Annotated in this window: 20 protein-coding genes; 13 read left to right on the top strand and 7 right to left on the bottom strand. The window is 69.8% G+C overall.

Going from position 1 to position 22,519, the window contains the following annotated elements; translation table 11 throughout:
- The first annotated feature begins 236 nt into the window (after positions 1 to 236).
- The 5 genes from IEY95_RS27290 (at position 237) to IEY95_RS27270 (ending at position 5,621) form a co-directional block, all read left to right on the top strand.
- Positions 237 to 1,316 carry an MraY family glycosyltransferase gene (locus IEY95_RS27290; RefSeq protein WP_189188764.1) on the top strand — a complete coding sequence of 360 codons (1,080 nt, stop codon included), beginning with the start codon at positions 237 to 239 and terminating at the stop codon, positions 1,314 to 1,316.
- Between the two features lie 140 nt (positions 1,317 to 1,456).
- Positions 1,457 to 3,301: a molecular chaperone DnaK gene (dnaK, locus tag IEY95_RS27285; RefSeq protein WP_189188763.1), complete on the top strand. Its 1,845-nt coding sequence runs from the start codon at positions 1,457 to 1,459 to the stop codon at positions 3,299 to 3,301.
- Entirely contained in the window at positions 3,298 to 3,951 is a 654-nt protein-coding gene (grpE, locus tag IEY95_RS27280; RefSeq protein ID WP_189188762.1) for a nucleotide exchange factor GrpE, read from the top strand. The genes dnaK and grpE overlap by 4 nt, the downstream gene beginning before the upstream one ends.
- A 33-nt stretch (positions 3,952 to 3,984) precedes the next feature.
- A complete protein-coding gene (gene dnaJ, locus IEY95_RS27275; protein ID WP_189188761.1) occupies positions 3,985 to 5,166 on the top strand; it encodes a molecular chaperone DnaJ in 1,182 nt (393 codons plus the stop codon).
- Between the two features lie 5 nt (positions 5,167 to 5,171).
- The gene (locus IEY95_RS27270) at positions 5,172 to 5,621 is read left to right on the top strand and encodes a heat shock protein transcriptional repressor HspR (RefSeq protein WP_189188760.1); all 450 of its coding nucleotides are present in this window, start codon (positions 5,172 to 5,174) and stop codon (positions 5,619 to 5,621) included.
- 178 nt (positions 5,622 to 5,799) lie between these two features.
- Here IEY95_RS27270 and IEY95_RS27265 read toward each other — a convergent pair whose 3' ends face one another.
- Positions 5,800 to 7,506 (bottom strand): fibronectin type III domain-containing protein, encoded by a 1,707-nt coding sequence (locus tag IEY95_RS27265; RefSeq protein ID WP_189188759.1) that lies wholly within the window; start codon positions 7,504 to 7,506, stop codon positions 5,800 to 5,802.
- A 281-nt stretch (positions 7,507 to 7,787) separates the two neighbouring features.
- On the opposite strand from IEY95_RS27265, the gene IEY95_RS27260 reads away from it, so the two are divergent.
- Both IEY95_RS27260 and IEY95_RS27255 read left to right on the top strand, forming a co-directional pair.
- Entirely contained in the window at positions 7,788 to 8,915 is a 1,128-nt protein-coding gene (locus tag IEY95_RS27260; RefSeq protein WP_229703410.1) for a sugar ABC transporter substrate-binding protein, read from the top strand.
- Positions 8,916 to 9,028: 113 nt separating this feature from the next.
- Positions 9,029 to 9,520 carry a hypothetical protein gene (locus IEY95_RS27255; protein ID WP_229703421.1) on the top strand — a complete coding sequence of 164 codons (492 nt, stop codon included), beginning with the start codon at positions 9,029 to 9,031 and terminating at the stop codon, positions 9,518 to 9,520.
- Here the strand turns inward: IEY95_RS27255 and IEY95_RS27250 are convergent.
- Entirely contained in the window at positions 9,498 to 10,451 is a 954-nt protein-coding gene (locus tag IEY95_RS27250) for an AraC family transcriptional regulator (protein ID WP_229703409.1), read from the bottom strand. The two genes, IEY95_RS27255 and IEY95_RS27250, sit on opposite strands and share 23 nt — an antisense overlap.
- Before the next feature lie 83 nt (positions 10,452 to 10,534).
- Between IEY95_RS27250 and IEY95_RS27245 the strand changes: the two genes are divergently transcribed.
- Both IEY95_RS27245 and IEY95_RS27240 read left to right on the top strand, forming a co-directional pair.
- Complete coding sequence (locus tag IEY95_RS27245; protein ID WP_229703408.1) at positions 10,535 to 11,719, top strand: MFS transporter; 1,185 nt, start codon at positions 10,535 to 10,537, stop codon at positions 11,717 to 11,719.
- A complete protein-coding gene (locus tag IEY95_RS27240) occupies positions 11,716 to 12,375 on the top strand; it encodes a M15 family metallopeptidase (RefSeq protein WP_189188757.1) in 660 nt (219 codons plus the stop codon). The genes IEY95_RS27245 and IEY95_RS27240 overlap by 4 nt, the downstream gene beginning before the upstream one ends.
- Here the strand turns inward: IEY95_RS27240 and IEY95_RS27235 are convergent.
- Positions 12,345 to 12,530: a hypothetical protein gene (locus tag IEY95_RS27235; protein WP_189188819.1), complete on the bottom strand. Its 186-nt coding sequence runs from the start codon at positions 12,528 to 12,530 to the stop codon at positions 12,345 to 12,347. The two genes, IEY95_RS27240 and IEY95_RS27235, sit on opposite strands and share 31 nt — an antisense overlap.
- A 404-nt stretch (positions 12,531 to 12,934) precedes the next feature.
- On the opposite strand from IEY95_RS27235, the gene IEY95_RS27230 reads away from it, so the two are divergent.
- A complete protein-coding gene (locus IEY95_RS27230; protein WP_189188756.1) occupies positions 12,935 to 13,978 on the top strand; it encodes a helix-turn-helix transcriptional regulator in 1,044 nt (347 codons plus the stop codon).
- 99 nt (positions 13,979 to 14,077) lie between these two features.
- Here IEY95_RS27230 and IEY95_RS27225 read toward each other — a convergent pair whose 3' ends face one another.
- Entirely contained in the window at positions 14,078 to 15,061 is a 984-nt protein-coding gene (locus tag IEY95_RS27225) for a helix-turn-helix domain-containing protein (protein ID WP_189188755.1), read from the bottom strand.
- A 363-nt stretch (positions 15,062 to 15,424) separates the two neighbouring features.
- Here IEY95_RS27225 and IEY95_RS27220 point away from each other — a divergent pair, with 363 nt between their 5' ends.
- Complete coding sequence (locus IEY95_RS27220; RefSeq protein WP_189188812.1) at positions 15,425 to 15,721, top strand: Rieske (2Fe-2S) protein; 297 nt, start codon at positions 15,425 to 15,427, stop codon at positions 15,719 to 15,721.
- 134 nt (positions 15,722 to 15,855) lie between these two features.
- Here IEY95_RS27220 and IEY95_RS27215 read toward each other — a convergent pair whose 3' ends face one another.
- On the bottom strand, positions 15,856 to 16,269 hold the full coding sequence (locus tag IEY95_RS27215; RefSeq protein WP_189188754.1) for a pyridoxamine 5'-phosphate oxidase family protein: 414 nt from the start codon (positions 16,267 to 16,269) through the stop codon (positions 15,856 to 15,858).
- Positions 16,270 to 16,404: 135 nt separating this feature from the next.
- On the opposite strand from IEY95_RS27215, the gene clpB reads away from it, so the two are divergent.
- Together clpB and IEY95_RS27205 are read left to right on the top strand one after the other, a co-directional pair.
- Entirely contained in the window at positions 16,405 to 19,014 is a 2,610-nt protein-coding gene (gene clpB / locus IEY95_RS27210) for an ATP-dependent chaperone ClpB (RefSeq protein ID WP_189188753.1), read from the top strand.
- Positions 19,015 to 19,254: 240 nt separating this feature from the next.
- A complete protein-coding gene (locus IEY95_RS27205) occupies positions 19,255 to 19,785 on the top strand; it encodes a YbjN domain-containing protein (RefSeq protein WP_189188752.1) in 531 nt (176 codons plus the stop codon).
- Positions 19,786 to 19,797: 12 nt separating this feature from the next.
- On the opposite strand, the gene IEY95_RS27200 is transcribed toward IEY95_RS27205, so the two are convergent.
- Positions 19,798 to 21,000 (bottom strand): putative hexosyltransferase, encoded by a 1,203-nt coding sequence (locus IEY95_RS27200; protein ID WP_189188751.1) that lies wholly within the window; start codon positions 20,998 to 21,000, stop codon positions 19,798 to 19,800.
- Positions 21,001 to 21,282: 282 nt separating this feature from the next.
- Positions 21,283 to 22,470 carry a pyridoxal phosphate-dependent aminotransferase gene (locus tag IEY95_RS27195; RefSeq protein ID WP_189188750.1) on the bottom strand — a complete coding sequence of 396 codons (1,188 nt, stop codon included), beginning with the start codon at positions 22,468 to 22,470 and terminating at the stop codon, positions 21,283 to 21,285.
- Positions 22,471 to 22,519: the final 49 nt, after the last annotated feature.

Raw genomic sequence — 22,519 nt, 5'->3', positions numbered from 1 at the left:
GCGAGGTGTTGCTCCGAGAGTGACCTCGAAGGTGATTACTAAGCGGTAACTTATGCAGTCCGTCTGAGACTACCCACTTCTAGCGCCGCACTGTAGCCAGGAGTGCGGTGATCTGCGTCGCTGAGGGTCGCCTGAGCGGAGTGTCTCGATCGGGCCGGAGCGGGCTCACGCCCCGACACGTAAACCCGATCGTGTTATTCGCACAATACTGTGACATTCACGCCTAAATTGGCGTCGTGTTGTACGGAATCGCCGCCGCCGCGGCCGCCCTGCTGCTCACCGCCGCGCTCAGCGCGCTGCTGCGGATGTTCGCTCTGCGCCTCGGGGTGCTCGAGCGGCGCCGCGTACGGCCGGTTCCGCTGCTCGGCGGGGTGGCCGTCGTCGCCGGCACGGCGTTCGTCGCCGGCATCGGGGACTGGACGGACCTTGCCCCGCTGGGGCCGGAGGCCGGCCGGGTGCTGATGGCCGGGATCGGGGTCGCCGTGCTGGGGCTGGTCAGTGATCTCTGGGCCCTGCCGCTCGCGGTGCGGGTCGCCGGCGTGGGGGGCGCCGCCGCGCTGACCGTGCCGTACGACGAACTCGGGCTGCCGGTCGGCGTGCTGGCCGTCGGCTGGATCGTCTTCGTCGTGCATGCCTTCGGCTCACTCGATCACGCCGACGGGGTGATGGGGACCGTCGGCGTCATCACCGCCTTCGCGCTCAGCGGGTGTGCCGCCGCCGAGCTCATGGACGGGCTCGCGGCACTGCTGAGCGTGCTGGCCACGGCACTCACCGGGTTCCTGATGCACGGGTGGCCGCCGGCCCGGATCGTGCCGGGGCGGTGCGGAGCGCTGTTCGCCGGGTTCGTGCTGGCCTCCGCAGTCGTGCTGGTGCAGGCCGGGCGGGAGGCCGGGCCGGGTCTCGGGGGCGGGTTCGCGCTGACGGCGGTGGCCAGTGCCGATGCCGTGCTCGTGCTCGTGTCGCGGCGGCGCGCCGGGCGGCCGCCGCTGCGGTCCGGGCCGGACCATCTCGCGCACCGGCTGCGGCGGGTCGGGCTGACCCGGCAGGGGGTCGTGGTCGTCATCGGGGTCGCCGCGTTCGCCGGGGCGCTGGTGGGGCTGCTCATCGACCTGGGGTGGGTGGGAGCGAGTGCGGCATGGTGGGTGGTGGGGTGCGCCGCGCTCGTCGTGGTCGTGGGTGGCGCGCGTCCGGTGTCCCGCCCCCGCCGCCCCTATCCGTTCCCGTCCCCTCAGCGCTCCGCCCCCAGGGGCCCGTATGAGCCTGAACGGCCTCGTCCTCAAGCGCCGGATGGGCTCATGGGTGCAGGTCGGGGCTGAGTATCATCCCAGGTCACAGGCATCCTGCGCGTAAGGAACGGATAAGAGTTGAGCCCCTCCGACTCAGCTCTGTTGACCGAGCGGCAGCCGTCGTGCACACTTGAGTCCGTTCCACTCAAGTCATTGCTGGAGGAATCGAAATGGCACGTGCGGTCGGCATCGACCTGGGCACGACTAACTCCGTCGTCAGCGTTCTGGAGGGCGGCGAGCCCACCGTCATCACCAACGCCGAGGGCGCCAGGACCACGCCGTCCGTCGTCGCCTTCGCCAAGAACGGTGAGGTGCTCGTCGGCGAGGTCGCCAAGCGCCAGGCGGTCACGAACGTGGACCGGACCATCCGCTCGGTGAAGCGTCACATGGGTACGGACTGGAAGATCAACCTGGACGGGAAGGACTTCAACCCCCAGCAGATCTCCGCCTTCATTCTGCAGAAGCTGAAGCGCGACGCCGAGGCCTACCTGGGTGAGAAGGTCACGGACGCGGTCATCACCGTTCCCGCGTACTTCAACGACTCCGAGCGTCAGGCGACGAAGGAGGCCGGCGAGATCGCCGGTCTGAACGTCCTGCGTATCGTCAACGAGCCGACGGCCGCCGCCCTGGCCTACGGTCTCGACAAGGACGACCAGACCATCCTCGTCTTCGACCTCGGTGGCGGCACCTTCGACGTGTCCCTGCTGGAGATCGGCGACGGCGTCGTCGAGGTGAAGGCCACCAACGGTGACAACCACCTCGGTGGTGACGACTGGGACCAGCGTGTCGTCGACTACCTGGTGAAGCAGTTCCAGAGCGGCCACGGCGTGGACCTCTCCAAGGACAAGATGGCCCTCCAGCGCCTCCGCGAGGCCGCCGAGAAGGCCAAGATCGAGCTGTCCTCGTCCACCGAGACCTCGATCAACCTGCCCTACATCACGGCGTCCGCCGAGGGCCCGCTGCACCTGGACGAGAAGCTCACGCGCGCCCAGTTCCAGCAGCTCACCGCCGACCTTCTGGAGCGCTGCAAGACGCCGTTCCACAACGTCATCAAGGACGCGGGCATCAACCTCTCCGAGATCGACCACGTCGTTCTCGTCGGTGGCTCCACCCGTATGCCGGCCGTCGCCGAGCTCGTCCGCGAGCTGACCGGCGGCAAGGACGCCAACAAGGGCGTCAACCCGGACGAGGTCGTCGCCATCGGCGCCGCCCTCCAGGCCGGTGTCCTCAAGGGTGAGGTCAAGGACGTCCTGCTCCTCGACGTGACCCCGCTGTCCCTCGGTATCGAGACCAAGGGCGGCATCATGACGAAGCTCATCGAGCGGAACACGACGATCCCGACCAAGCGGTCCGAGATCTTCACCACCGCCGAGGACAACCAGCCCTCCGTACAGATCCAGGTCTACCAGGGCGAGCGCGAGATCGCGGCGTACAACAAGAAGCTCGGAATGTTCGAGCTGACCGGTCTGCCGCCGGCCCCGCGCGGTGTCCCGCAGATCGAGGTCGCCTTCGACATCGACGCCAACGGCATCATGCACGTCACGGCCAAGGACCTCGGCACCGGCAAGGAGCAGAAGATGACCGTCACCGGCGGCTCCTCGCTGCCGAAGGACGAGGTCGACCGGATGCGCCAGGAGGCCGAGAAGTACGCGGAGGAGGACCACGCCCGCCGCGAGGCCGCCGAGACCCGCAACCAGGGCGAGCAGCTCGTCTACCAGACGGAGAAGTTCCTCAAGGACAACGAGGACAAGGTCCCCGGCGAGGTCAAGAGCGAGGTCGAGGCGTCCGTCGAGGAGCTGAAGGCCGCGCTCAAGGGCGAGGACACCGCCGAGATCCGTACGGCCACCGAGAAGGTCGCCGCCGTCTCGCAGAAGCTGGGCCAGGCCATGTACGCCGACGCCCAGGCCGCGCAGGCCGCGGGCGGCGACGCTCCCGGTGCCGAGGCTCCGAGGGCCGACGACGACGTCGTCGACGCCGAGATCGTCGACGAGGACCGTAAGGACGGTGCCGCGTGACGGAGGAGACCCCGGGTTTCGAAGAGAAGCCTGACGTCCCCTCCGGCGCCACCTCTGACGACGCCGAGCCGAAGGTCGCCCCCACGGAGGGGGCGGCCCCGGCCGGGGACGCATCAGCAGCTGCACAGACGGCCGGCCTGACGGCCCAGCTGGACCAGGTACGCACGGCGCTCGGCGAGCGCACGGCGGACCTCCAGCGGCTGCAGGCCGAGTACCAGAACTACCGCCGCCGGGTCGAGCGCGACCGGATCGCGGTGCGGGAGGTCGCCATCGCGAACCTCCTGACCGAGCTCCTGCCCGTGCTCGACGACATCGGCCGCGCGCGGGAGCACGGCGAACTGGTCGGCGGCTTCAAGTCGGTGGCCGAGTCGACCGAGACCGTCGCGGCGAAGATGGGTCTGCAGCAGTTCGGCAAGGAGGGCGAGCCCTTCGACCCGACGATCCACGAGGCCCTGATGCACTCGTACGCGCCCGACGTCACCGAGACGACGTGCGTGGCGATTCTGCAGCCGGGGTATCGCATCGGCGAGCGCACCATCCGCCCCGCGCGGGTGGCCGTCGCCGAGCCCCAGCCGGGGGCGCAGACCGTCAAGGCCGACGAGGCCGAGACGGCCGACGACAAGGAGAGCGGTGGCCCGGACGAGGGCTGACGTTGAACGCATAAGAGAGGAGGGACGTCGAGGATGAGCACCAAGGACTTCATCGAGAAGGACTTCTACAAGGTCCTCGGCGTCCCCAAGGACGCCACCGAGGCCGAGATCAAGAAGGCGTACCGGAAGCTCGCCCGCGAGTTCCACCCGGACGCCAACAAGGGCAACGCCAAGGCCGAGGAGCGCTTCAAGGAGATCTCCGAGGCCAACGACGTGCTCGGCGACCCCAAGAAGCGCAAGGAGTACGACGAGGCACGCGCCCTCTTCGGCAACGGCGGCTTCCGTCCGGGTCCCGGCGCCGGTGGCGGCTCCTTCAACTTCGACCTGGGTGACCTCTTCGGAGGCGGCGCCCAGGGACAGGGCGCGGGAGGCGGCTTCGGCGGCGGCATCGGCGATGTCTTCGGAGGCCTGTTCAACCGTGGCGGCACGACCACCGGCACCCGTACGCAGCCTCGGCGCGGCCAGGACATCGACACCGAGGTGACGCTGAGCTTCACCGAGGCGGTGGACGGCGCGACGGTTCCGCTGCGGATGACGTCGCAGGCGCCCTGCAAGGCCTGTTCGGGCACCGGCGACAAGAACGGCACGCCGCGCGTGTGCCCGACCTGTGTCGGCACCGGCCAGGTCGCGCGGGGTTCGGGCGGCGGGTTCTCGCTGACCGACCCCTGCCCGGACTGCAAGGGCCGCGGCCTGATCGCGGAGCACGCCTGCCTGGTCTGCAACGGGTCGGGGCGCGCCAAGTCCTCCCGGACCATGCAGGTCCGTATCCCGGCGGGAGTCAGTGACAGCCAGCGGATCCGGCTGCGCGGCAAGGGCGCTCCCGGCGAACGGGGCGGCCCGGCGGGTGACCTGTACGTCACCGTCCACGTCGACGCCCACCCGGTCTTCGGCCGCAAGGACGACAACCTCACCGTCACCGTGCCCGTCACATTCGCGGAGGCGGCGCTCGGCGGCGAGGTGCGTGTGCCGACGCTGGGCGGACCGCCGGTCACCCTGAAGCTGCCGCCGGGCACGCCCAACGGCCGGACGATGCGGGCCCGCGGCAAGGGCGCAGTCCGCAAGGACGGCACGCGGGGCGACCTCCTCGTCACCGTCGAGGTGACGGTCCCCAAGGACGTGTCGGGCAAGGCTCGTGACGCCCTGGAGGCGTATCGCGAGGCGACCGCGGGTGAGGACCCGCGGGCGGAGCTGTTCCAGGCCGCGAAGGGAGCTTGAGAGTGATGGACGGCCGTCGACGCAACCCGTACGAACTGACCGAGGAAACGCCGGTCTACGTCATCTCGGTGGCGGCCCAGCTCTCCGGCCTGCACCCGCAGACCCTCCGCCAGTACGACCGCCTCGGCCTCGTCTCCCCCGACCGCACCGCGGGCCGGGGCCGGCGCTACTCGGCCCGCGACATCGAACTGCTGCGCACCGTCCAGCAGTTGTCGCAGGACGAGGGCATCAACCTGGCCGGCATCAAGCGCATCATCGAACTGGAGAACCAGGTCGCCGCGCTGCAGTCCCGCGTCGCGGAGCTGCAGTCGGCCCTCGACGGCGCGGCGGCCGCCATGCAGCAGCGCGAGGCCGCCGTCCACGCCTCGTACCGCCGCGACCTGGTCCCGTACCAGGAGGTCCAGCAGACGAGCGCGCTGGTGGTGTGGCGGCCGAAGCGGCAGTCGTCGGACTGACGCGAGCACATCTGCGCAGGGCCCGGAGGTTCATCTGAACCTCCGGGCCCCTGTTGCGCGGGTCCTGGGTCAGCGGGAGCCGTTGATCTGCTTGCCGCCGGTGATGGCGCGGGATCGTCGGCGGCACGCGAGCACCGCCGACGATCAGGAGATGCGGGGACCGGAACTCGGTCGTGGGTCAGGCGTCCGGCGTACTCACTGGTTCGGTCAGGGTGATGTACGAGAACTCCTCACCGGTGCCGTACCGGGAGTTGCCGTTCTCGTCCACGGCGATCACCGCCCAGCGCGCGGTCTCGCCCTGCGGCTCGTAGAGCTCCTGGAAGTAGCCCAGCGTCGGCTCGTCCTCCCAGCCCGGATCGTAGGCTTCGCCCCACTTCTCGTACTCCCAGGCGCCGTTGACCAGCACGGCCCGGTAGACGTCGTAGTGGTCCACGTCGTTCTCCGGGCTGCGCTGCCACAGCAGACCGATCTCATTGCCGTCGAAGGAACCTCTCAGCCCCGTGACGGGCGCCGGAGCGAGTCCCGTCGCCGGTGCGGTGGCCGTCGTGGGCGCGGAAGCGACGGACTCGTTGCCCTGGATGTCCACGGCGGTCACGGTGTACTCGTACGCGGTGCCCTGTCGGACCTCGGTGTCGGTGTACGAGGTATGCGTGGAGCGGATCTCGTCCACCAGCTGACCCTCGCGGTAGATCCGGTAGTGCGCCAGGTCCTGGGTGACGGGGGTGGTGGGGGCCCTCCACGTCAGCGTGATGCCGGTGGGCGCCGTCGTGGCCGTCAGGCCGGTGGGCGCGGAGGGCGCGTGGTCACCGCGCTCGAGGCCGGCCCGCGCCGACTTGGCGGACTGGTTGCCGGCGGCGTCGACCGCCGCGACCCAGTACGTGTAGTACAGGTTCTCCTTGGCCGTGGCGTCGGTCCACGCGGCGGACGTCACCGACGCCACCTTGAGCGTGGGCTCGTCGCCCCCGTCCTCCTCCCAACGCCGGTACACGACGTAATGCGTCGCACCCGGAACAGGTTTCCAGGTCAGTGCGACCCCTGGCTGTCCGTCGGTCGCCGTGAGCCCGGAGGGAACCGGCGGCGCGGTCCTGTCGGGTGTCGTGACCGGCCGGTCGGCGGTGCCCGCCGACTCGTTGCCGGCCTTGTCGTGGGCGCGGACCTCGTAGAAGTACGTCTGGCCGGTGGGCGGCGGGGTGTCGGTGTACGAGGTGCCGGTCGTGGTCGTCAGTTTCGTCCAGGCGGTGCTGCCCTGGAGGCGCCGGTAGACGCGGTAGCCGGCGAGGTCCATCTCCTTGCTCTTGGCCCAGGTGACCCCGGCCTTGCCGGTGGCCGTGTCGTATGCCACCGAAGTGCCCGTCGGGGCCAGCGGCTTGACCGTGTCGACGCTCGCCGCGGTGCGGGGCGTGTAGGCGAAGGAGACGTTCGCGGTGCCCGTCCAGTTGACGTAGTCGACGCGCAGGGTGTGCTTGCCGGACGGGATGGTGATGTTGACGGTCTTCTTCACCGTCGACGACACGTTCTTCCAGAGGTCGACCTTGCGGCTGCCGTCGAGGTAGACCCGGAGACCGTCCTGGGTCGCCACGGGGAGGGCGAAGGGGCCGCCGGAGCCGAAGTCGCGGGTCACGGTCCAGCGGACGCCGAAGTTGTCCTTCGGCAGGCCCGAAGCGGGGGCGCCGGTGCCCCAGTTCTGGTCGACCGCGCCGTCGCAGTCCGTTTTCTTCGGTGTGCCCGAGAAGGCAGTGTTCGCGAAGAACTCCCTTTTGTAGACGGGAGATGCGCAATTCGTCGCCGCGGACGCGGGAATGACGGTCGCGGTGAGCAGACCACCGGCGGTGGCGAGCACGAGGGCGGTGGAGAGCGCCGCGGTCGTGCCTCTGGCTGGGTTCATGCGTTCCTTCAGGAGTCCTGATCGCCAACGGCGGTCGAAGCCGTTGGCGATCAGGACTCCTGAGCAGGGGAATTGGTTGTATGACGGTGGATGACAGAAGGTGAAGCCATGGGGATTGGTGGAAGACTGGGCGTGACCTCTTCCCATCGTGTTCACTTGGGGAACACAGAACGCTGTTGCCATCTCGTTAAGTGGTTACTCCTTGACGCTGAGGTGATCGCCGCGTTGGCTTTCAGCCACCTGGGTCGCAATGCTGCAACCTCGCCCGGAAGGCACCTGATGTGAACACTCGTAACACCCGTCTGCGTCGCACCGTCATATCCCTGGCCTCGTCCGCCATGGCCGTCACCCTCGCCGGCTGCGGCGTCGTGGACGGGATCGGCGGCAGCGACACCAAGGCCAGCCCCACGAAGGGCGACGACATCAAGGTGGGCCTGCTCCTCCCGGAGAAGGAAAACACCCGTTACGAGAAGTTCGACTACCCCATCATCAAGGAGCAGGTCGAGAAGCTCACCAGCAACAAGGGCAAGGTCGTCTACGCCAACGCCGAGCAGGACGCGGCCAAGCAGAACACCCAGCTCCAGCAGATGGTGGACGACAAGGTCGACGTCATCCTCGTGGACGCGGTGGACTCCAAGGCCATCGCGCCCGGCGTGCAGAAGGCCAAGGACGCGGGCATCCCCGTCATCGCCTACGACCGCCTGGCGCAGGGGCCGATCGACGCGTACATCTCCTTCGACAACGAACTCGTCGGCGAGGTCCAGGGCAAGGAGCTCGTCGGGGCGCTGGGCAGCGACTCGTCCTCGAAGAAGATCATCATGATGAACGGCGCGACCACCGACCCGAACGCCGCGCAGTTCAAGGCGGGCGCCCTGTCCGAGCTCAAGGACAAGGTCGTCATCGCCAAGTCGTACGACACCAAGGACTGGAACCCGGTCAACGCCAAGGCCAACATGGAGAAGGCGATCGCGGCCGTCGGCCTCAACAACATCGCCGGTGTCTACTCCGCCAACGACGGCCTCGCGGGCGCCGCCATCGACGCCCTGAAGACCGCGGGCGTCAGCAAGGTGCCACCGGTCACCGGGCAGGACGCCGAGCTGGACGCGGTGCAGCGCATCCTCAAGGGCGACCAGTTCATGAGCGTCTACAAGTCGTACCCGCAGGAGGCCACCGCGGCCGCCGAGATGGCCGTGGCGAGGGTCCAGGGCCGCTCGATCGAGTTCGACGCCCTCACCCGCGACAAGGTCGACAGTCCCACGAACAAGGATGTCCCGGCCCAGCTCGTGCCCGTTGTCGCGCTCAAGAAGGACAACATCAAGGACACGGTGCTCCAGGACAGCATCTACACCGTCAAGCAGATCTGCACGGCCAGCTACAAGGCGGCCTGCAGCGCGAACGGGATCAAGTAGGACGCGGACCGAGTGCCGGTGAACCGTTCGCGGTCCGCCGGTGTCTCACAGGGTGACCCCACGTCGTATCGCATGCCGTACCGCCGTCGCCCCGCTGGAGGCACCCCGTGGCCATGATCGGCCTGTTCTGGATCACCGAGGAGAGCGTGCACCTGGGCGCCGAGCCCGAGGGGTACGGGCTCGGCGTGCGGCTCACCCCCGAGGGGATCGAGGCCGTGGGCACGGACCAGAAGGGGTTCTGGGCCTGGGCGGACGTGCGCGACGTCAGCGTGCACTACGCCCAGGTACGTTCGAGCACCCGGTGGCTGGTGAGCAGTGTGATGGACACGGTCCTCGACGTGGCGGCGGGTGGCGGCGAGGCCCCGCCCGCGTTCGAGATCCACGTCCGCACGGACGAGGAGAAGGCCGAACTGACCGTGCACTGCGCCGCCGTCGGGGGCTATGTGCAGTCCGAGTACGAGCTGTCGCTCGAGCTGTTGGAACGGTTCGTGGACGGGACGGCGGACGTGGCACGGCTGTTGGAGTGGGGCCGCGCCGACGGCGGCGGCGCGACACCGTGGCGGCCGGCCCGGGAGGCGCTGCTCAGCAGCTGGGTCGCGGGCTGACACGCCCCTGGTGCGTGCCCGGGGTGTACCCGAAGGCGCGGCGGAACACGTCGATGAAGGCGCTGGCGGAGGACCAGCCACAGCGGTGGGCGACCGCTGTGACCGGGACTTCGTCGGCCAGCATGCGCAGCGCGTGGTAGAGCCGCGACTGGGTGCGCCACTGCGGGAACGTCATGCCGAGTTCGGCGCGGAAGAGGCGGCTGAGGGTGCGTTCACCGACTCCGGTCGCCGCACCGAGTTCGGCGAGCGTGCGCGGGTCCGCGGGATGGTCGTGGACGAGCGCGCAGACCGCCGCCAGACGGGGATCGGCCGGGGCGGGCAGCCGTAGCGGCTGCTGGGGCGAGGCCCGCAACTGGTCGCGCAGCACGGCAAGCAGCCGGCCGCGTTCGGCGCTCGTGTCGTCGGGCGTCCGGGTGTACGCGAGGATCAGCTCCCGGAGCAGCGGGCTCACCGCCAGGACGGTCGGGGCGTCCAGGCCCAGCGGGTTGTCGTCGGCCGGCAGGCCCACCAGATGCAGATCCAGCCGGCCGTGGGCGCGGTGGGCGTGGACGGTTCCCGCGGGGACCCAGATGGCGCGCGTACCGGGGGCGAACCACGTACCGGCGTCCGTGGTGACCGCGAGGACGCCGGAACCGGCGTAGACGATCTGGTGGTCGTCGTGCCGGTGTGCGTCGATGCGTTCACCGGCGGCGAGGGGCTGGGCCCGGGTGGGGGCGACCGGCTTGTGGCGGACGTCCGGAACATCCGGGGTGCGCTGACTGTGTGGAGCGTCCGGGGCGCGCCGGCCGGGCGGAGCGTCCTGGGTGTCGTGAAGCTGCGGAGCGTCCTGGGTGTCGCGTTGGTGCGGAGCGTCCTGGGTGTCGGGGTGGTGCGGACCGTCCGGGGTGTCGCGATGGTGCGGAGCCTTCGGCGTGTGGCGGGTATTCGGCACAACACGGCAGATTATCGAAAGCGCGACAGGAGTGGGTTCGCCACTCTCGAAGAGTGTTGACGAACCCGACCGTCCCGACCGCCATGAGCAACCGACCCGTCACCCTGATGTCCCTGGGCCACGCCTGTGTGGACGTCTACCAGGGCGCGGTCGCCGCACTCGTCCCGTACTTCGTCGCCGAGCGGAGTTACACCTACGCCGCCGCCTCCGGCATCGTGCTGGCCGCCTCCCTGCTGTCGTCGGTGGTGCAGCCGTTGTTCGGGGCGCTCACCGACCGGTGGGCCATGCCGTGGCTGCTGCCGGTGAGCGCGCTGCTCGCCGGGACCGGTGTCGCCCTGAGCGGGGTCACCGGCTCCTACGCCCTCACCCTCCTCGTGGTCGCCGTGTCCGGGATCGGTGTCGCCGCGTACCACCCGGAGGCCGCGCGGGTGGCACGGCACGTCAGCCGGGGACGTCACACGGCGATGAGCTGGTTCTCGCTGGGCGGCAATCTCGGCTTCGCCGCCGCCCCGTTGGCGGTCTTCGCCGCCGTCGCCATGAGCGGGGGCCTGCGCGCCACACCGCTGCTGATCGTCCCGGCGCTCGCGGGCGGTGCGCTGTGCGCGGCGGCGGTACGGGCGGCGAAGAGGCCGACCCCGGCGTCGGCAGCCGAGGCGAACGCGCCCACCCGGGCGCCGGCGACGGCCACCGCGTGTGCGCCCGCCCGAGGGGACGACTGGCCGTCCTTCCTCAGACTCTCCGGCGCCATCGTCTGCCGGTCGACGGTCTTCGTCGGGCTGAGCACGTTCATCTCGCTCTACGTGCGGCAGCGCACCTCCGGCGGGGAAGTCTCCGGCACCGCCGCCCTGTTCGTGCTCTACCTGGGCGGCGCGGCGGGCACGGTGGCCGGGGGAAGGCTCGCCACCCGATACGGCCGCATCACGGTCGTACGGCGGTCGTACGCGCTGACGGTCCTCGCCGTTGCCGGTGTGGTCTGCGTGCCGGGACCGCCGCTCTACCTGTTCGTGGCGCTCACCTCCGCCGGCCTGTACGTGCCGTTCTCCCTGCACATCACTTACGGCCAGGACTATCTCCCCGGCCGTGTGGGCACGGCGAGCGGCGTCACCCTGGGCCTGGCCGTGAGCGTCGGCGGCCTCGCGAGCCCCCTCATCGGCGCCCTGGCCGATGCCACGACGCTCCGGACCGCCCTGGCGCCCCTGGTCGTGCTGCCCGCCCTCGGCTGGTATCTGCTCCGCCCGCTGCGGGAGCCCGCCATGATCTCCTCATGACCAGGATCGTGTTGATGTCCGACCCGAAGATCGCCGCGATACCCGTCGTGGACTGTGGCGAGCCGCTCCGCGACGTACGCGCGAAGGCCCCGTTCCCCGTGGACGCCCGCAGGCAGGACGACTCGGGGGCGTACGCCCAACTGAGGGAAGGGGTTCTGCGCCGGCTCGTGGAGGCCGGTGCCCTGCTGCCGGACGGGGTACGGCTGCTGTTCGTCGAGGGCTTTCGCCCGCCCTCCTTGCAGCGGCTCTACTTCGAGCGGTACGCCGGTGAACTGCGCGCGGCACACCCCGACTGGGACCCGGAGCGCGTCCGAGACGCGGCGAGCCGTTACGTGTCCCCGCCGGAGATCGCCCCGCACAGCGCGGGCGCCGCTGTCGACCTCACCCTCGTGGACGCCGACGGCCACGAGCTGGACATGGGCACGCGCGTGAACGCGAACCCCGAGGAGAGCGACGGCGCCTGCTACACCGACGCGGACAACATCGGCGCGACGGCACGCGCCCATCGGCAGCTCCTCGCCGCCGCGTTGACCGCCGCGGGCTTGGTCAACTACCCCACCGAGTGGTGGCACTGGTCGTACGGCGACCGCTACTGGGCCCTCGCGACGGGCGCCGACCAGGCGATCTACGGGCCCTGGGAGCCGGCCGCCTCCTGACGCCCTCCGACCGTGGCCGGGAACCGCAGTTCACCCGGCTCGATCGCCTGCAGCGCCGCCGGCACCGGCTCACCGGCGGTCCTGACCTCACCCGGCCGCACAAACATCCCGTCCCACGCCTCGGCCAACGCGTATGCGTCAATGATGTCCGCCATGAATTGACGTCAAGCGCGGTTCGCAACACACCGATCACTCAGTGATTTCCGGCGGTTCACGCGGCCTTTCGCCGTGCGTCGGCGCACGCGGGGCCCTGGCCGAAAAAGGAGGGTGACCCACCAGGGCCGCTCGGAGCGGCCGTCGCGCCCGCGGGAATCGGACCCGCGACGCACCGGGTGCCGGGTCGGCGGCACCGTCAGCTTGTTGCAAGGGGCGGGGCGGAGGTGGGGACTTTTGCCCGCGAATAAGGGCGAGAGGGGGCGCGCGGGCGGGGCAGCCGTGTTGCGATGCCGGACGGGTCCGCGCATAGTTGCGCTGCGGAAGACGCCGGAACGCGAGTAGTTGCGCTGCGAAAGACGCTGGAACGCGGGGCTTACGCCAGGGTTGGAGCCAGAGGTGGAAGATGGCCGGGCACGGGACGGACACGCATCCGCACGGCGCTGACCGACTGTGCGAGGTCGGCGACCGGGTGTACTCCCGGGCCGTGCGGCGCGGCCGCGTGCCCCGCGAGGACGCCGAACCGGTGCCCTGCCTCTTGGAGTTGGCGCTGCTGCACCCCGACCCCGACGACATGGGCTGGCTGGTGCCGACCTCGCCGCAGGAGGTCATGACGCGACTGCTGCGGGGCGTGTACGAGGAGGTCAGCGCGAGCCAGGCGCGGGTGGGCGACGCGGTGTCCGCGTTCGAGTGGTACGCGGGGCTCGGCGGGCGCGTCCAGGCGCCGGCCGAGGGCGTGGCGATCCGCGTCCTCGACGGATTGCCGCGGATCCAGGCCGCCATGGACAAGGCGACCGAGGAGTGCACGAGCGAGGTCCTCGCCGTGCAGCCGGGCGGCATCCGCCGCGAGGACGAACTCTCCGAGGGTCTGCACCGGGCGCTGGAGATGCGCCGCCGGGGCGTACGCATGCGCGACCTGTACACACATGTGGCCCGGCACGGCCAGGGCCTCCTGAACTACATGGAGCTGATGGGCGACGCGGCGCAGGCCCGCACCCTCGACGAGGTCGTGGAGCGGCTCATCCTCTTCGACCGCAAGGTCGCGTTCATCCCGGCGAACTCCGACCGCACCATCGCGCTGGAGCTGCGCCACCCGGCGCTGGTGGACTACCTGGTCACGGTCTTCGAGCGGCTGTGGCGCCTGGCGATCCCGCTGACGTCGCCGCTCCCGTCCACCGGCATCGAGGGCATCACCCACCGGGAGCGCTCGATCGCCGCCCTGCTGGCGGAGGGCCACCAGGACGCGGTGGTCGCGGAGCGGCTCGGAATCAGCGTCCGTACGTGCCGGGCGCACATCGCCCGCCTCTCGGAGACGCTGGGGGCGGCGAGCCGCACGCAGTTGGGGGTGCGTATCGCTCAGGCGGGCCTGGACGGGCCTCCGCGCTCTCCCGAGCTGCTACCGGTCACCGCTCCTGGTGTTCCTGATCAAGGATCCCCGACTGGCCGATGAGGTAGCCGAGTTGGGCTCGGCTCTCGCTGCCGAGGGTGGCGGCGAGCTTGGCGATGTGGACGTGCGCTGTGCGGACCTGTCCCTCTCCCCCGTCGGCATTCAGTGATCCTGATCCAGGATTCCCGACTGCGCTATGAGAAAGCCGAGTTGTGCCCGGCTTCCGCTGCCGAGCGCGGTGGCCAGCTTGGCTATGTGGGCGCGGCAGGTGCGGACGTTCATGCCGAGGCGGCGGGCTATGGCCTCGTCTACGTGGCCCTCCACGAGGAGTTTGGCAATGGAGTGCTGGATGTTGGTGATGCCGTCCGGGTCGGTTTCATAAGGGGCACCGGCGCTCAGCGGGACCGCGCGGCCCCACATGAACTCGAAGACCTTGATCAAGTAGCTGACGAGGCCCGGATGACGAAGTTCCAGGGCGACCTGCCGGTCGTCGCGGATGGGGATGAAAGCGACGTTCTCGTCGCAGATGATGAGGCGCTCGACCAGTTCATCGATCGTGCGGTACTCCACCTTGCCGTTGGCGAAGTGATCCACGTAGGCCAGCCTCTCGGGACTGTACCTGGCAGTGTGCTGGTAGAGAGTTCGGATCCTCACCCCGCGCTCGATCAGCGGCCTGTCTCGTTCCAGCCCCTCAATGAGTCTGGCCTCGGGGCGGTGTCCACTCGGCTGGACCGTGAGCATCTCGTTCTGACACTGGGCCGTGGCGAGGTCGAGTGCCGCATTGATGCGGTCGAGGCCCTCCAGCACCGTGATTGAGTGAGTGGGCGCCGTCGCCTGAGCGCTGAGGGCCATGAACGGCTCGAAAGCTTCGGCGAGGTTGATGGACAACCGCCGACGCTCGGTTATCTCGTGCTCTATCGAGTTGAGCCGCTGAGCCAGGGCGACCGACGGGGGTACGGGGCGCAGCCAGTTCACATCGTCAGGATCAGGGTGAAGAAGAGCGAACTCCATCAGGCAGGGAGCGGGCTCCACATCCGTGCGGGCGATACGTCCTGTGCGCAAGGCGTTCGCGTAGAGGCGTCCACCTTCCTCACACAGTTCGGTTACAGCATGGGGATGTGTCGCTTCTGTCCGCTTTGCTGTCAAATCTCCACCCCCCAGGGTCCTGAACGTGCAGGAACATGATGCACCGATTGTGTGGCCATGACGTGCCCGAATGAGCCATCGTCGTATTCGACGGGGGAAGAGGGGACCTTCAAGTGAGGACGAAGCCGACTATGGGTAACAAAATGCTTCGCTCGGTGCTTGTCGCCGCCTTCTCCGCCGTTGTGGCCTTCGGAGCGCTGAGTGGCCTCGCGAATGCGAAGGGCGACGTCCGAGCGGACAGTGTCTGGTCGATAACAGTCGCATCCGCGACGACCGGTGATGGCAGCACTCCTGTCGGCACTGATGACAGCGTGTGGAGCTGACGTGACGACTCCTCCCGACGACCGCTCATTCCGCCGCGAAATGGCCACCGCCTATCGCTCCGGCTGGCACTTCATCGACCTGGCCACCGCCATCCCCCACAGCGGTGACTCACTGATGGTGACCGTGTTCGGGGAACCGGTGGTGGTTACCCGGGACGAAGAGGACGACGTGCGGGCGTACCGGTGTCTGCGGCGGCCTCGGGGGGCGCCGCAGCCAGTGCGGTGTGCCATTCGATACGGAATGATCTTTGTGAACCTCGACCAGCGCGACCACCGGCTGGCCGAACCGGAAGCCCCGGACGTGCAGACCATTGCAGCCACCCCCCGCAGTGCCTGACGCGATTCCCCCGTCGTAGTAGATCGCTCAGGTACTTCCCCCCGCAGCGGCGTCACCGTGACCTGAACACGGTGACGCCGCTGCAGTTTTACGTGAAACCTCCCGGTATCGGCCCGTACTGACTGAGGCTGAAATCAGCCGCGCCCCATCGCCGAGGTCAGGTCGATCTCGATCACCACGCGGGACGGGTTCGGCGACGGCACCCGTCCGTACCGCTCCGCGTACCGCCGTTCGGCCTCCGCGACGCGCGCCGGGTCGACGGACACCGTCGCCCGCCCCTCCAGCGTCGCCCAGCGGCGGCCGTCCACCTGGCAGACCGCGACCCGCGCGCCGTCCGCCCCCGCCGCCAGCACGTGGCCCACCTTCGCGCTGGACTTGTTGGTGATCACCCGGGCCAGGCCCGCCTCGGGGTCGTAGGTCACCCCGACCGGCACCACGTGCGGGCTCCCGTCGGGACGGAGCGTCGAGAGCGTGCACAGGTGCCGCTCACGCCAAAAGCTGAGGTAGGCGGCGTCGGGCTGCCGCGGGTCCACCGGATACGAAGCCATGAGGCCCGAATCTACGCCCCGCCGCGCCCTTGAGTGGAATAGACTCAACTTTGTGCCCGTTGGCACACTCAGCATGAGGGATGCTGGCACGAGGGACGTACGCAGGACCGCTGACGCAAGGAGGAGAACACGACCGTGGACGCCGAGCTGACCAACAGGAGCCGGGATGCGATCAACGCGGCCACCAACCGGGCCGTGTCCGAGGGGCACCCGGATCTGACCCCCGCGCACCTGCTGCTGGCGCTGCTCGGGGGGCAGGAAAACGAGAACATCATTGATCTGCTGGCCGCCGTCGACGCCGACCAGGCCTCCGTCCGCGCCGGGACCGAACGCGTCCTCGCGGGCCTGCCCAGCGTGACCGGGTCCACCGTCGCGCCTCCGCAGCCCAACCGCGAGCTGCTCGCCGTCATCGCCGACGCCGCCGAGCGCGCCAAGGAGCTCGGCGACGAGTACCTCTCCACGGAGCACCTGCTCATCGGTATCGCCGCGAAGGGCGGCCACACCGGCGACGTACTCTCCCAGCAGGGCGCCAGTGCGAAGAAGCTCCTTGAGGCGTTCCAGAAGACCAGGGGAGGGCGCCGGGTGACGACCCCGGATCCCGAGGGCCAGTACAAGGCGCTCGAAAAGTTCGGCACCGACTTCACGGCCGCGGCGCGCGAGGGCAAGCTCGACCCCGTCATCGGCCGCGATCAGGAGATCCGGCGGGTGGTGCAGGTGCTGTCCCGCCGTACCAAGAACAATCCCGTCCTCATCGGTGAGCCCGGTGTCGGCAAGACCGCCGTCGTCGAGGGGCTCGCCCAGCGCATCGTGAAGGGCGACGTGCCCGAGTCCCTCAAGGACAAGCGGCTCGTCGCGCTCGACCTCGGCGCGATGGTCGCGGGCGCGAAGTACCGCGGTGAGTTCGAGGAGCGGCTCAAGACCGTCCTCGCCGAGATCAAGGACTCCGACGGGCAGATCATCACCTTCATCGACGAGTTGCACACCGTCGTGGGCGCCGGGGCCGGCGGCGACTCCGCCATGGACGCCGGGAACATGCTCAAGCCCATGCTCGCCCGTGGTGAGCTGCGGATGGTCGGTGCCACGACGCTCGACGAGTACCGCGAGCGGATCGAGAAGGACCCGGCGCTGGAGAGGCGGTTCCAGCAGGTGCTGGTCGCCGAGCCCACCGTCGAGGACACGATCGCGATCCTGCGCGGGCTCAAGGGGCGCTACGAGGCCCACCACAAGGTCCAGATCGCCGACAGCGCGCTGGTGGCGGCCGCGACGCTCTCCGACCGGTACATCACCTCCCGCTTCCTGCCGGACAAGGCCATCGACCTCGTCGACGAGGCCGCGTCCCGGCTGCGTATGGAGATCGACTCGTCCCCCGTCGAGATCGACGAACTCCGGCGCGTCGTCGACCGGTTGAAGATGGAGGAGCTGGCCCTCAGCAAGGAGACCGACGCCGCCAGCAAGGAGCGGCTGGAGAAGCTGCGCCGCGACCTCGCCGACAAGGAGGAGCAGCTGCGCGGCCTCAACGCCCGCTGGGACAAGGAGCGGCAGTCCCTCAACCGCGTCGGTGAGCTGAAGAAGAAGCTGGACGAGCTGCGCAGCCAGGCCGAACTCGCCCAGAGCCGCGCCCGGAGCGACGAGGACCTGGACACCGCCTCCAGGCTGCTCTACGGCGAAATCCCGGCCCTCGAAAAGGAGTTGGAGGAAGCCTCCGAGGCCGAGGAGGAAGCCGCCAAGGACACCATGGTCAAGGAGGAGGTCGGCCCGGACGACATCGCCGACGTCGTGGGCTCCTGGACCGGCATCCCCGCCGGGCGGCTCCTGGAGGGCGAGACACAGAAACTCCTGCGCATGGAGGAGGAGCTGGGCCGCCGGCTCATCGGTCAGACCGAGGCCGTGCAGGCCGTGTCGGACGCCGTGCGCCGCACCCGCGCCGGAATCGCCGACCCGGACCGCCCGACCGGTTCCTTCCTCTTCCTCGGCCCCACCGGCGTCGGCAAGACCGAACTGGCCAAGGCGCTCGCCGACTTCCTCTTCGACGACGAGCGGGCCATGGTCCGCATCGACATGAGCGAGTACGGCGAGAAGCACACCGTCGCGCGGCTGGTCGGCGCCCCGCCCGGGTACGTCGGCTACGAGGAGGGCGGCCAGCTGACCGAGGCCGTCCGCCGGCGCCCGTACAGCGTCGTCCTGCTGGACGAGGTCGAGAAGGCGCACCCGGAGGTCTTCGACATCCTGCTCCAGGTGCTGGACGACGGACGGCTGACGGACGGTCAGGGGCGGACGGTCGACTTCCGCAACACCATCCTGATCCTCACCTCGAACCTGGGCAGTCAGTTCCTCGTCGAGCCGCTGACCTCCGAGGAGGAGAAGAAGCAGCAGGTGCTGGAGGTCGTGCGGGCCTCTTTCAAGCCGGAGTTCCTCAACCGGCTCGACGACCTGGTGGTCTTCTCCGCCCTCGACAAGGAGGAGCTGGAGCGCATCGCGGGGCTGCAGATCGACCGGCTCGCCAAGCGGCTCGCCGAGCGCCGGCTGACCTTGGAGGTCACCGACGCGGCCCTGGCCTGGCTCGCCGACGAGGGCAACGACCCGGCGTACGGCGCACGGCCGCTGCGCCGCCTCGTCCAGACCGCCATCGGCGACCGCCTCGCCAAGGAGATCCTCGCGGGCGAGGTCAAGGACGGCGACACGGTACGGGTGGACGCGTTCGGCCACGGCCTGATCGTGGGCCCGGCGACGGGCAAGACGCTGTAAGGGCCGTGCTCACCGGGCCGGGCCGGGGCGAAGATCCGGCCCGGCCCGGTGAGCCGACGCGCCGCGGATGATCGGTGCGAAGACCCTTCGGACGACCAGCGCCGGGGCTCCGCGGAGGGGCCCCGAGCGGTGCCCGCGACCGGATCTTGCCGGCGCCCGGGCGACAGGCCCCGTCAGGGGTTGCCACTCCCCTCCCTGGATGGGGGAGGATGGCAGAATCCGTACGAAGGGAAATACACGGTGAGCATCGACCCGTCCTCGATTCCGAACTTCGGGGGCCAGCCCGAGCCGCAGCCCGGCGGCCCCGCGGGCCCCGTCGTCCCGGATCAGGACCTCGTGAAGCAGCTCCTGGACCAGATGGAGCTCAAGTACGTCGTCGACGACGAGGGTGACCTCGCGGCGCCGTGGGAGCAGTTCCGTACGTACTTCATGTTCCGTGGAGAGGGTGACCAGCAGGTCTTCTCGGTACGGACGTTCTACGACCGGCCGCACCAGATCGATGAGAAGGCCGCGCTGCTCGAGTCCATCGACGACTGGAACCGCCGCACGCTGTGGCCCAAGGTCTACAGCCACACGCATGACGACGGCACCGTCCGCCTGATCGGCGAGGCGCAGATGCTGATCGGCACCGGCGTCAGCCTGGAGCACTTCGTCTCGTCGACGGTCAGCTGGGTGCGGGCCGCCATCGAGTTCGACAAGTGGCTTGTCGAGCAGCTGGGCCTGGAGCAGGAGATCAATGAGGCGGAGAAGCCCGAAGACGACGAGGAGTGACCCTTAGGGGACTCACAGCGGCGTGTGTGTGATCACCACCAGATACGCGCCGTAAGCGAACGAGAGCCCGGCCAGGGCACCGACCACCAAGGTCGCGTGCCAGGGCCGGGTTTTCGCCGTTCGCACCAGGGCGCGCGTCAGCGGCAGCAGCAGCGGGAAGGCCGGCAGCAGGAAGCGGGGCTTCGACTCGAAGAAGCCGGAGCCGCCGAGTGCGATCAGCAGGAGTACGCCGCTGTAGACGAGGAGCGGCAACGGTGTGCGGTCGGCGATCAGCAGTGCGTACAGCAGGACGGCCGCGGTGACGATCATCAGCGTCACGGGGAACACGAAGCGGTCCCCGTACAGCAACAGATGCTTCATGAAGCGGAGCGAGCCCACCCCGAAGTCGAAGCGCGAACCCCACAGCCGCTGCACCTTGAAGTAGCCGCCGAGCGGATCGCCCTTCCGCTGCCCCACCCACAGCACGAAGCTGCCCCAGCCGAGCGGCGCGAGCGCGGCGCCCGTCCACAGCCTGTGGGGAACTTTTCGTCCGCGCCGCAGCCAGACCTCGTGCGCCGCCGCCGCGAGGACCGCCGCCGCCACCGCGAACCCGTTCGGCCGGGAAAGACCCGCGAGCGCCGCGAGGGAGCCCGCCCACAGCCAGCGCTCGCTGAGCACCGCGTACAGCGACCAGGCGGCGAAGGCGGTCAGCACGGGCTCGGTGTAGGCCATCGACAGCACGACCGAGTGCGGAAGCAGACCCCAGAGCAGGACGAGGGTCGTGCCGACCGCGCGGCCGTGCAGCCGGGCCCCGATCGCGTACACCCCGCAGGCGGCGGCCGCGGCCGCCAGCCAGGACACCAGCAGGCCCGCCGTGCCCGCGTTCAGCGGCGTCAGGGCGGTGGCGGTGCGCACCAGCGCCGGGTACAGCGGGAAGAACGCCAGGTCGCTGTGGACGATGGCGGGCTCGAAATACAGCGTCCGGCCGTAGCCGTGCGCCGCGATGCCCAGGTACCAGATCGAGTCCCAGGACCGCGCGAGCAGCACGAGCGGGTGCTTGCCGGTGGCCCAGGCGGTCGCGGCGAGCACGAGGGTGCCGGTCAGGCGTGCGACGGCGAACAGCCCGAGCGCGGTCACCGTGGCAGTCGGCAGGCTGTGCGCGGCGCGGGGCGACGGGCGGGCGCGGTCCCCGGGCTCCGTGAGGGCGGGGCGAAGGAGGGTACTCGGGTGGGTCACACCCGAACTGTGCGTTCCCTACGGGGTATTTGCGAGCTTTGTACCTCCGTGCGAGTACGATTCACCTCACCCCGGCGCGCCGTCCGCAGGGACGGCGCGCGCAGTGCTAACGGCGGCGCTCCCCATGGAGTCACGGCGGCGCTCCCCATGGAGTCACCGGCGGCGCGCCCGGCGGACACACAGGCACGCCGCTCTGCTGCCGACGGAGCCTCCCGCTCTGCTGCCGACGGAGAGCCTCCCGCACCGCTGCCGACGGAGCCTCCCGCACCGGTGCCCGCGGGACTACCGCGCCGCCTTGAGCCGCTTCGCCGCCTCCTGAAGCACCTCCGTCTGCTTGCAGAAGGCGAACCGCACGAAGGGAGCGCCCGCCTCCCGGTGGTCGTAGAAGACGGCGTTCGGGATGGCGACGACACCGGCGCGCTCCGGCAGGGCGCGGCAGAAGGCGAAGCCGTCGGACTCGCCGAGCGGCCGGATGTCGGTGGTGATGAAGTAGGTGCCCTGCGGACGGAAGACCTCGAACCCGGCCTCCGTGAGTCCCGCCGCCAGCACGTCCCGCTTGGCCAGCATGTCGGCGCGGAAGGCATCGAAGTACGCGTCCGGCAGCGCGAGCGCCTCGGCCACGGCGTACTGGAACGGACCCGACGACACATACGTCAGGAACTGCTTCGCCGACCGCACGGCGCTGACCAGGGCGGGCGGCGCGGTCACCCAGCCCACCTTCCAGCCGGTGAACGAGAAGGTCTTCCCCGCGCTCCCGATGGTGACCGTCCGCTCGCGCATCCCCGGGAACGTGGCCGCCGGAAGGTGCTCTGCGGCGTCGAAGACGAGGTGCTCGTAGACCTCGTCCGTGACCACAAGGAGGTCGCGCTCCACGGCGAGCCTTGCGATCTCGGTGAGCTCCTCGCGGGTGAGCACGGTGCCGGTCGGGTTGTGCGGGGTGTTGATCAGCAGCAGCCGGGTCTTCTCGGTGACGGCGTCGCGCAGCTCGTCGAGGTCGAGCCGGAAGCTGCCCTCGTGCGGGCGCAGCGTGACCGGAACCCGGGTGCCGCCCGCCATCGCGATGCAGGCCGCGTACGAGTCGTAGTACGGCTCGAAGGCGATCACCTCGTCGCCGGGCTCCAGCAGGGCGAGCAGGGTGGCGGCGATGGCCTCCGTGGCGCCCGCCGTGACCAGGACCTCGGTGTCCGGGTCGTACGACAGGCCGTACCGGCGCTCCTGGTGCGCGGCGATCGCGGTGCGCAGCTCGGGGATGCCGGGACCCGGCGGGTACTGGTTGCCGCGCCCGTCCCGCAGCGCCCGCACGGCCGCTTCCCGGATCTCCTCGGGACCGTCGGTGTCCGGGAAGCCCTGGCCGAGGTTGATCGAGCCGGTGCTCGTCGCGAGGGCCGACATCTCGGCGAAGATCGTCGTTCCGAACTCGGCGAGCCGGCGGTTGAGGAACGGGCGTGCGCTGGAGGTCATGCCGGTCATCCTGCGCCCAAGCCCTGGACTTCCTCAACTGACGTTCACGGAGGAGCAC

It is taken from the genome of Streptomyces albiflavescens (assembly GCF_014645835.1).
Lineage (GTDB): Bacteria > Actinomycetota > Actinomycetes > Streptomycetales > Streptomycetaceae > Streptomyces > Streptomyces albiflavescens.
Note: the sequence above shows the minus strand (reverse complement) of the source record. Positions and strands in the feature narration are given on the sequence as shown.

Coding starts and splice junctions, on each gene's coding strand:
- dnaK (WP_189188763.1), top strand. CDS start 1,457: ATGGCACGTGCGGTCGGCATCGACCTGGGCACGACTAACTCCGTCGTC.
- dnaJ (WP_189188761.1), top strand. CDS start 3,985: ATGAGCACCAAGGACTTCATCGAGAAGGACTTCTACAAGGTCCTCGGC.
- IEY95_RS27270 (WP_189188760.1), top strand. CDS start 5,172: ATGGACGGCCGTCGACGCAACCCGTACGAACTGACCGAGGAAACGCCG.
- IEY95_RS27265 (WP_189188759.1), bottom strand. CDS start 7,506: ATGAACCCAGCCAGAGGCACGACCGCGGCGCTCTCCACCGCCCTCGTG.
- IEY95_RS27255 (WP_229703421.1), top strand. CDS start 9,029: ATGATCGGCCTGTTCTGGATCACCGAGGAGAGCGTGCACCTGGGCGCC.
- IEY95_RS27245 (WP_229703408.1), top strand. CDS start 10,535: ATGAGCAACCGACCCGTCACCCTGATGTCCCTGGGCCACGCCTGTGTG.
- IEY95_RS27240 (WP_189188757.1), top strand. CDS start 11,716: ATGACCAGGATCGTGTTGATGTCCGACCCGAAGATCGCCGCGATACCC.
- IEY95_RS27235 (WP_189188819.1), bottom strand. CDS start 12,530: ATGGCGGACATCATTGACGCATACGCGTTGGCCGAGGCGTGGGACGGG.
- IEY95_RS27230 (WP_189188756.1), top strand. CDS start 12,935: ATGGCCGGGCACGGGACGGACACGCATCCGCACGGCGCTGACCGACTG.
- IEY95_RS27220 (WP_189188812.1), top strand. CDS start 15,425: ATGGCCACCGCCTATCGCTCCGGCTGGCACTTCATCGACCTGGCCACC.
- IEY95_RS27215 (WP_189188754.1), bottom strand. CDS start 16,269: ATGGCTTCGTATCCGGTGGACCCGCGGCAGCCCGACGCCGCCTACCTC.
- IEY95_RS27195 (WP_189188750.1), bottom strand. CDS start 22,470: ATGACCGGCATGACCTCCAGCGCACGCCCGTTCCTCAACCGCCGGCTC.